Consider the following 8,699-nt stretch of genomic DNA (forward strand, 5'->3'; position numbering starts at 1 on the left):
AGCTCGGTCCCGGGGAACCTCTAGAGTCCGGAGGTGACCGAGCCATAGGGGGCGAAGTCCTGCGGCACGCCGATCTTGACCACGCCGGCCTTCTGGATATCGGCCAGGTTGTCGGCGTGGGCAGAGGCGGCCAGTACGGCCATCAGGCCCAGGGATGCAACGATTGCGGTCTTGACGAACTTCATGGTGGTTCCTTGTGGTCGATGAATGGCTTGAACTCTACGGCAGAATAAAGACTTAGAAAATCGTGGCCGGCCAGCGCTGCATGGCCAATTCGGTGGTGGTGCTGGTGGGCCAGACGCGCGAATGGATTCCGGAAATCGTCGAGCGCTCCAAGGCCATGAAGGTCGGCCCCGGCACCGACCGCAAGGCCGATGTCGGTCCGCTGGTCTCCAAGGCGGCCAAGGAGCGCGTGGAACGCCTGATCGCCAGCGGCGTGGAGCAGGGCGCCCATCTGCTGCTGGATGGCCGCAACTGCAAGGTGGCCGGTAGCGAGAACGGTAATTTCGTGGGGCCGACTGTCTTCACTGGCGTCAAGCCCGACATGGATATCTACACCCAGGAAATCTTCGGCCCGGCCATGTGCATCGTCGAACTGGAGACGCTGGATGAAGCCATTGCCTTCATCAACGCCAATCCCAATGGGAACGGTACTTCCATCTTCACCAGTTCGGGCTATGCCGCGCGCAAGTTCCAGAACGAGATCGACGTCGGCCAGGTCGGCATCAATGTGCCTATTCCCGTGCCAGTGGCCTACTTCAGCTTTACCGGTTCGCGGGCCTCCAAGCTGGGCGACCTCGGCCCCAACGGCAAGCAGGCCGTGACCTTCTGGACCCAGACCAAGACGGTGACCGCACGCTGGTATGCGCCCGATGAAGAAGCCGGCCAGGTCAACACCACCATCACCTTGAAGTAAGGAGAGCAGCATGAGCGCCAACATCGTCTTCATCGGCCTGGGCAATATGGGTTTGCCCATGGCGCAGAACCGGTCAAGGCTGGCTTCTCGGTCAGCGGCCATGACCTGGTCAAGGCCAGCGTGGACAAGCTGGTGGCAGTCGGCGGCAAGACCGAAGCCGATTCCATGGCGGCCGTGGCCAAGGCCGACGTGGTCATCACCATGCTGCCGGCCAGCCGGCACGTGGAGTCGCTCTACCTGGGCGATGCCGGTGTGCTGGCCTCGGCCAAGCCGGGCACACTCTTGATCGACTGCTCCACCATCGCCCCGGAAGCGGCGCGCAAGGTGGCGGCAGCGGCCAAGGCGCGCGGCTTCGAGATGCTCGATGCGCCGGTCTCCGGTGGTACCAATGGGGCCACTGCTGGTACGCTGACTTTCATGGTGGGCGGTAGCGCGCAGGCTTTCGAGGCGGCCCAGCCCTATCTGCAAAAGATGGGGAAAGCCATCTATCACGCAGGGGAGAGCGGCAGTGGCCAGACCGTCAAGGTCTGCAACAACATGTTGCTGGGCATCCTGATGATCGGGACGTCCGAAGCCATCCGCCTGGGCATGGCCAATGGCATGGACCCGAAGGTGCTGTCGGAAATCATGTCCAAGAGTTCGGGGCGCAACTGGACGCTGGAAGTCTACAACCCGTGTCCCGGTGTGATGGAAACCGCGCCGGCCTCCAAGGGCTATGCGGGCGGTTTCGGGGTGGACCTGATGCTCAAGGATCTGGGGCTGGCCGTGGAGAATGCGCTGGCCACCAATTGCGCCATTCCGCTCGGTTCCACGGCACGCAATCTGTACGACATCCACAGCATGAACGGGTCCGGCAAGCTGGACTTCTCCAGCATCTTCAACATGCTGGGCAAGGCGAAGTAAGACCAAGTCCATCGGTCAGCAAAAAGGGACAGCCTCTTGCGGGGCTGTCCCTTCCTTTTTCTGCATGTTGATGTGCAGCTTATTTCTTCACTTCATCCTCGATGTGGGCACGGATGATGTCGGCGAAATTGGCGTCCGCCGTGAAGCCCAGCGCCTTGGCGCGCTTGGCTTCGAAGGCGCCGGGCCAGGAATTGACGATGCGCTTGATGGCTTCGTCTTCCTTCCATTCGATCAACTGGACCACTTCCTTGCCAGCCACTTGTTCCAGGGCATCGACCATGTCCTCGACGGTCACGCACAGGCCATCGATGGACAGGAAGCGTGCCAGGCCCAGATCGGCGCCGTTGATTTCATGACCGTGGATCAGGTTGGCGATGGCTTGGCGCGGCGACATCAGCCACATGCGGGTATCCGGGCTGACCGGGCAGAGCGCCGGCTGGCCATTGAGCGGCTCGCGGATGATGCCCGAAGCGAAGCTGGACGCAGCCTTGTTGGGCGCACCCGGACGCACCGAGATGGTGGGCATCCGCAATGCGCGTCCGTCGATGTAGCCCTTGCGTGAATAATCCTGCACCAGCAATTCGCCCATCACCTTTTGCGCACCGTAGGAGCTTTGCGGCATCAGCAGGGTGTTGTCCGGTACCACGGCCGGCAGTTCGCCGCCGAACACCGCCACCGAGCTGGTGAAGACCACGCGCGGCCGAGTGCCGAGGGCGCGGGCGCGCTCCAGGATCAGCCGGGTGGCGTCGAAGTTGATCTTCATGCCCAGCTCGAAATCGGCTTCGGCGTGGCCGCTGACGATGGCGGCTAGGTGGAAGATGGACTGCGTCTCGGGCGTGATGACGCGCTCGATCACGGCAGCGTCGGCGATGTCGCCGGTGACGGCTTCGATGCGCGGATCACTGAAACCCTGGGCCGGTACCACGTCCAGCAGGGTGATGCGCTTGATCTCTTGCGGTTGGCCGTCGCGGCCAGTCAGGCTGCCGCGTTGCAGCAGTTGGCGCGCCAGGCGGCTACCCAGGAAACCGGCGCCGCCGGTGATGACGATATGCATGTGTTCTCCTCGTGTTCTTGGTCGGGGTGGGGCAAACAAGATTGAAATGACATCTGCGGCGGCGATTATAGCAGAAGTTGTCATACACTTTTGCCGGAGATGAGCGGGAAATCACAAAAGCCCATGTCTGCGCGGTATCATGCGCGCCATGAAGACTTCCACCTCCAGGCCGCAGGGATCGGCGCTCGCATCGATGGCCGCCGCCGCGCGCGGCAAGGCCACCTTGGCCGACCATGTCACCAGTGTGCTGGCACAGCAGATCCGCAGCGGCGAGTTCGCACCCGATGCGCGCCTGCCTTCGGAGATGGAATTGACCGAGCGTTTTGCGGTAAGTCGCACGGTGATCCGCGAGGCGATTTCACGCCTGAAGTCAGAGGGCTTGGTGGGATCACGTCGGGGCAGTGGCACCGTGGTGTTGCCGGTCAGCCCGGCCACGCCGTTCCGGCTGGATCTGAAGGTCGATGACGGTCGCGATTCGATCCAGGCGGTGTTGCGGGTCATCGAACTGCGTCGCGGCGTAGAAGGGGAAATGGCGGCCCTGGCGGCGCAACGCCGTACCCGGGCGCAGAACCTGGCGATCCAGCAAGCCTTGCGGGATATCGATGCGGCGGCCGCGGCCGGGCGCGATGGCGTGCAGGAGGATTTCGCCTTTCATGCGGCCATCTCCAATGCTTCGCACAATCCGCTCTACACCTCGCTGGTGCAGTTCCTGAGCCAGTTCCTGCACGCCGCCATTCGCGTGGCGCGCATGAACGAGGCGCGCAGCAGCGAGTTCGTGCAGCAGGTGCGGGCCGAACATGCAGCCATGGCGCAGGCCATCAGCGAGGGCAATGCCGAGGCGGCACGGGCGGCAGCCTTGCGCCACATGGAGCATTCGGCCCAGCGCATCCAGGCCGCTGACAAGGCCTTCTGGGCCAGTGCCGAAGGGCAGGCGGCAGCGCGCGACCTGGCGCGGGTCAAGAGCGGGGGATGAAATGGGACTTCATCTGTTGCGGTTGAAACAGGCATAAAAAAACGCTGCACCAGGCAGCGTTTTTGATGGGCATCGGCAAACAGGTCAACAATCAGCCGCGCACAACCTTCTTGTATTCGTTGGTGCGGGTGTCGATTTCGATGTCGTCATCCTGGCTCACGAACAGCGGCACCATCACGGTGATCTGGTTGGCTTCGATGGCGTTCTCGATCTTGGCTTCCTTCAGGACGTTGCCCGAAGTGTTGCCCTTGACGGCCGGTTCCGAGTAGGCAACCTTGCGCACGATGGTGGTCGGCATTTCGACCGAGATGGCCTTGCCGTCGTAGAACACGGCTTCACATTGCATACCATCCTTCAGGTAGCCGATGGCGTCGCCCATGTTCTCGCCTTCGATTTCGTACTGGTTGTACTCTTCATCCATGAAGACGAACAGCGGGTCAGCGAAGTACGAGTAGGTCACCGGCTTCTTGTCCAGCACCACGACGTCGAACTTGTCGTCGCCACGGAAGACGCTTTCTTGCGGGCTGTTGGTCAGCAGGTTCTTCATCTTCCACTTGTAGGTGAAACCGGTACGGGAAGAACCGTTGACGTCCGAGCGCAGGACGATCATGGGCTTGCTGTCGACCATAATGATGTTGCCGACGCGGATTTCTTTTGCAAATTTCATAGCGATGTGTCGTGAAAAGTAGGTTTTTTCAAACTGTCAGTAGCCCACTGGTAAACTTCTAAAACTTCACCGCAAGCCCACGTTCGATTGAATTCCAAATTGCGTTAAAACGATAGCCCGCTATTTTAACCCATTTTCAGCACTCTTCCAGTCTTCGGCCACCAGTCGCGCGGCGAAGCCCAGTAAATTGTCCATCCAGTCGCCATTTGCCAACATCTTTTGCAGCCATTGTTCGGCTTGTCCGTTCAATGCCGGCAATTGCGCGCGCAGGGTTTGCCAGGTGGCGTGCCAGTCCGGTTCGCCCGGATAGGCGCCGTTCCAGGCACGGTTGAGGTCGACCAGGGCTGGCGTGGCAGGGTCGTAGATCTTCAGGAAGGCGTTGAGCTTGGTGTGGTGCAGGTTCTTGTCCTGGTAATAGATGTTCCAGATGAAGGGCTTGCCGGCCCACTGCGCACGCACGAAGGAATCTTCACCTCGCACGAAATTGAGGTCGCAGCTCCACAGCAGTTTGTCGTATTCCGTCTGGGGGACGAAGGGCAGTATCCGTACCGTCAGGGCAGCGCGGGTGGCCGCCGTGCCGGCGCGCATCGGCGCCCCCAGGAAAGCCTCGACCTGGGCTCGGCCCACGCCTTCCGGCACCAGGCAGGTCACCGGCAGTGGCGAGGCTTGCCAGGTGGCAAATAGCTCGGCAATGGGCGCATGGTCATAGCAGAACAGCGATACCTTGCAGCCAGCCATCTCGTCGGGCGTGACACCCAGTCGGGCCAGGAAGGCCGGGCCTTGCTCTGCGGCCAGGAAGGCTTGCCGTTGCGCTTCCAGATCGGCTTCGAAGCTGAGGCCGCCGGTGCGTTCATTGAAACCGGGGAAGAAGAAATACTTGGTCAGCTTCAGGGAACGATGTGGCGAGGGCAGGGTGTGGCAACCCTCGACCCAGGCTTCGGCCGACAGCCCTTCCAGGTTGAACCAGACCGGCTTGATGGGGCGCTGGGCCATCGCTTCCACATAGCCGGGCGGGATCTCGCAGCCGAAGAATTCGATGACGAGGTCGGCCACGTCAGCCGCTGTATAGCTGCCTTCCTGGCTGCGCCAATGCTGGACGGTCACACCAGCCAGTTGTTGCGTCTCGGCTTGCACATCGACCTGCGGCCAGATGCGCTGGAAGCTCACCAGGTCATCCACCCACAGCCGTACCGCCAGCTTGTGCTCCTGCGCCAGTTGCCGCGCCAGGCGCCAACAGATGCCGATGTCGCCATAGTTGTCGACGACCTTGCAGAACAGGTCCAGGGAGTGCAGTGGATTGGGATGAGAAGACATGGATATGCAGGAAAAAACCAGGGCAGGCCGCATGATACCTATTTGCGACGGGGTCAGTTAAGCAGGTATGAACAACTCGTTCAATATCCTTGCAATTAAATAGCTTGCAATTTAATTTTGTGCAGTTTAATATGCAAGCCATGGACAAGACGCATACCACGACGCTACCGGACGCGCTGATCGATGAGGCCCTGCTTCTGGACAATCAGCTGTGTTTCGCGATGTATTCGGCGTCGCTGGCCATGACCAAGGCCTACAAGAAGATCTTGGCGCCGTTGGAGATCACCTATCCGCAATACCTGGTGATGCTGGTCCTGTGGGAAAGGGATGAAGTGACCGTCTCCGAGCTCGGCAGCCGGCTGTTCCTGGATTCGGGTACGCTGACCCCGCTGCTCAAGCGCATGGAAAGCATGGGCTTGCTGCATCGCAAGCGCGATGCCGGCGATGAGCGCAGGGTGGTGGTGAGCCTGAGCGAGGCTGGTCGTGCGCTGCGCCAGCAAGCCAGGACGGTGCCGCAGCAGATGAGCTGCATGTTGCCCGCGCTGGAACAGGTGCGGCAACTGGTGGGCGAGCTCAAGCAGGTGCGCAAGGGCTTGCTGGGAGCGGAAGGTGAATGACAATGCGGTTGTGGTGTGTGATTTATGTTGCGCACAATAATATAGTGAATTATTTATAGTCTTTATCGCAGTAACTTAGGTAGCAACTTAGGTAGCAAGACAGGTAGCAAACCAGTGGTGAATAAAAGCGAATCTTTCGCGGCCACGCCTCTCCAACGTAACCCGCAAGGGTGACAACCTGATTATTGAAAGGAAATACCATGCCCTCGAACAAGATCGAAAAAGCCCTCTACACCGCCACCGCTACCGCCACTGGCGGTCGTGAAGGTTCGGCCAAGTCCTCCGATGGCGTCCTGGACGTCAAGCTGTCGACCCCCAAGGAACTGGGCGGCGCCGGCGGTAACGGTACCAACCCGGAACAACTGTTCGCAGCCGGTTACTCGGCTTGCTTCCTGGGCGCGCTGAAGTTCGTCGCCGGCCAGGAAAAGGTGGCTCTGCCGGCTGACGCCAGCATCACCGGCAAGGTCGGTATCGGCCAGATCCCGGGCGGTTTCGGCATTGAAGCTGAACTGAATATCTCGCTGCCGGGCATCGACCGGGTCGTGGCGCAGGATCTGGTGAACAAGGCGCACCAGGTGTGCCCGTACTCCAACGCTACCCGCGACAACATCAACGTGACCCTGAACCTGGTGTAATCGGTTCAGTTGGATAGGCGGCGGTTCGCTCCGCTGCCGGCACCTGATGTAAAAAATGCCGCTGCGTACTTCTGGTACGCAGCGGCATTTTGTTGTCTGGAATCAGGCGCTATCAGGCGCTTATTGGCGTAGCAAGGCCAGCAGCAAGCTGCGGGCGATGCGGCGATGGAAGGGCATGATGGCCGCCAGATAGAACGCGCCCAGCCGGCGCTTGGTGCGCACCACGGTGGTGACGGTGAGCCATTGGTCTGCCTCTGCGGCTTGATCGTTCACCGTGGGCGACTTCTCGACGCACAGCCGGAAATCCAGATGACTGTCGTCCAGTCCCATCACCACCCGAGCCGGCTCGGCCAGCAGCAAGGGAAAACCGGCTGGGCCGCCGCCGTGGTCGCCGGCCCGCTTGAGGCCCAGCGGCGCCATCAGGAGGTCGCGCAAGTGGATCAACGCGCTGACCCAGGCAGGTTGATACGCCATCATCCGGGCGGTGATCTCGGTGGTGTTCAGTTGTGCCAGTTGCGGGGTGAGGCGGATACGGTAGCTGTCGGCGAATCCGGCGCCCGGCAGCAAGGCCCAATGACGAGGTGCGGGCGCGATTTCTTCGGTGTACGAGGCAGGGGAGGCAGGCATGACGGTCTCCAGGCAAGTTGAAAAAAAGCCGGCAGCAGTGCTACCGGCTTTGCTCAAGCGAGCCTACTTGCCGTTGCGCCGCTGCTGTTCCGCCGCGCGAGCACTGGCGAAGCGCTCGTGGGTTTCCTCAGCCTTGCGCCGCCCGAAGGCGTAGTTGGCTTCCAGCCACATGACGTTGATGATGCCAAAGGCCAGGGCCAGGCCGATGCCGAGTATCCAGGCGAAATACCACATGATGTTCTCCTTGTTGCAGATTGCGATTGCGCGTAATCAATACGCGGTGTGTTCGTTCTCGTGAATGTCGCGCGCAGTGACCTTGCCCTTGACCACGCGATAGACCCAGCCGGTATAGATGAGGATGAGCGGCAGGAAGATCAGCACCATCCAGAACATCAGACCCAGGGTCTTGTGGCTGGAGACCGCATCCCACATCGTCAGGCTGCTCTTGGCGTCCAGCGAGGAAGGCATCACGAAGGGGAACAGCGACATGCCGGCTGTCAAGATGATGCCGGTCACCGACAAGCCGCTGGCGATGAAGGCCAGGCGTGCACTGCGCACCAGTGCCAGCAGCGCGGCCAGCACGGCACCGGCCACACCCAGTGCCGGGAACAGCTTGGTCACCGGCCACTTGGCGTAGTTGTCGAACCAGGCGCCGGTGACCACTTCCACGGTCTTGGCCAAGGGCGTGAAGGCAGTGTTGGCGTCCGGCATGGAGGTGATGCGATAGCCCGGCAGATGGGCCACCCAGAAGCCGCCGATGACGAACAGCAGCACGGTCACCAGAGCAGCGCCGATGACGGTCTTGCGCGAACGCTCGCCAATGGCGGCCTCGGTCTTGACGAAGGCGAACGCTGCGCCGTGCATCAGCAGCATGGCTACCGACAACAGGCCCGCCAACAGGCCGAACGGGTTCAAACAGGCGAAGAAGCTGCCGGTGTATTCCCACCGCATGGAATCATCGTAGTGGAAGGGCACACCCAAGAGCAGGTTGCC

The 8,699-nt window shown here is 61.1% G+C and carries 9 protein-coding genes and 3 pseudogenes; 5 read left to right on the plus strand and 7 right to left on the minus strand.

The genetic code is table 11. From position 1 onward, the window contains the following. Nucleotides 1–23: 23 nt before the first annotated feature. Nucleotides 24–185, minus strand: a pseudogene (locus tag I5W_RS29515) (transporter substrate-binding domain-containing protein); the annotation flags it as partial. Nucleotides 186–250: 65 nt separating this feature from the next. On the opposite strand from I5W_RS29515, the pseudogene I5W_RS06955 reads away from it, so the two are divergent. Further along, nucleotides 251–916: pseudogene (locus tag I5W_RS06955) on the plus strand (aldehyde dehydrogenase family protein); the annotation flags it as partial. Between the two features lie 10 nt (nt 917–926). After that, nucleotides 927–1,819, plus strand: a pseudogene (gene mmsB, locus I5W_RS06960) (3-hydroxyisobutyrate dehydrogenase). A gap of 79 nt (nt 1,820–1,898) precedes the next feature. Here mmsB and denD read toward each other — a convergent pair. Then, nucleotides 1,899–2,873, minus strand: coding sequence for a D-erythronate dehydrogenase (gene denD / locus I5W_RS06965; protein WP_044528684.1), 975 nt, complete (start codon nt 2,871–2,873; stop codon nt 1,899–1,901). Between the two features lie 139 nt (nt 2,874–3,012). Between denD and I5W_RS06970 the strand changes: the two genes are divergently transcribed. Continuing rightward, the gene (locus tag I5W_RS06970) at nt 3,013–3,846 is read left to right on the plus strand and encodes a FadR/GntR family transcriptional regulator (RefSeq protein ID WP_044528685.1); all 834 of its coding nucleotides are present in this window, start codon (nt 3,013–3,015) and stop codon (nt 3,844–3,846) included. Nucleotides 3,847–3,937: 91 nt separating this feature from the next. Here I5W_RS06970 and I5W_RS06975 read toward each other — a convergent pair whose 3' ends face one another. Both I5W_RS06975 and earP read right to left on the minus strand, forming a co-directional pair. Then, nucleotides 3,938–4,513 (minus strand): elongation factor P, encoded by a 576-nt coding sequence (locus tag I5W_RS06975; protein WP_017451702.1) that lies wholly within the window; start codon nt 4,511–4,513, stop codon nt 3,938–3,940. 120 nt (nt 4,514–4,633) lie between these two features. Continuing rightward, complete coding sequence (gene earP, locus I5W_RS06980; RefSeq protein WP_044528686.1) at nt 4,634–5,827, minus strand: elongation factor P maturation arginine rhamnosyltransferase EarP; 1,194 nt, start codon at nt 5,825–5,827, stop codon at nt 4,634–4,636. 131 nt (nt 5,828–5,958) lie between these two features. Here earP and I5W_RS06985 point away from each other — a divergent pair, with 131 nt between their 5' ends. Beyond that, entirely contained in the window at nt 5,959–6,444 is a 486-nt protein-coding gene (locus I5W_RS06985; protein ID WP_044528687.1) for a MarR family winged helix-turn-helix transcriptional regulator, read from the plus strand. Between the two features lie 200 nt (nt 6,445–6,644). Continuing rightward, entirely contained in the window at nt 6,645–7,079 is a 435-nt protein-coding gene (locus tag I5W_RS06990) for an organic hydroperoxide resistance protein (RefSeq protein ID WP_044528688.1), read from the plus strand. Nucleotides 7,080–7,199: 120 nt separating this feature from the next. Here I5W_RS06990 and I5W_RS06995 read toward each other — a convergent pair whose 3' ends face one another. The 3 genes from I5W_RS06995 to cydB form a co-directional block, all read right to left on the minus strand. Further along, nucleotides 7,200–7,706, minus strand: a complete 507-nt coding sequence (locus tag I5W_RS06995; RefSeq protein ID WP_044528689.1) for a DUF2867 domain-containing protein — start codon at nt 7,704–7,706, stop codon at nt 7,200–7,202. Nucleotides 7,707–7,769: 63 nt separating this feature from the next. Then, nucleotides 7,770–7,940 (minus strand): cytochrome bd-I oxidase subunit CydX, encoded by a 171-nt coding sequence (cydX, locus tag I5W_RS29520; RefSeq protein ID WP_017451707.1) that lies wholly within the window; start codon nt 7,938–7,940, stop codon nt 7,770–7,772. A gap of 36 nt (nt 7,941–7,976) precedes the next feature. Beyond that, nucleotides 7,977–8,699, minus strand: a 723-nt coding sequence (gene cydB, locus I5W_RS07005) for a cytochrome d ubiquinol oxidase subunit II (RefSeq protein WP_044528690.1), incomplete at its 5' end; no start/stop codon positions are given.

It is taken from the genome of Herbaspirillum sp. B65, assembly GCF_000333555.1.
Taxonomy (GTDB): domain Bacteria; phylum Pseudomonadota; class Gammaproteobacteria; order Burkholderiales; family Burkholderiaceae_D; genus Herbaspirillum; species Herbaspirillum rubrisubalbicans.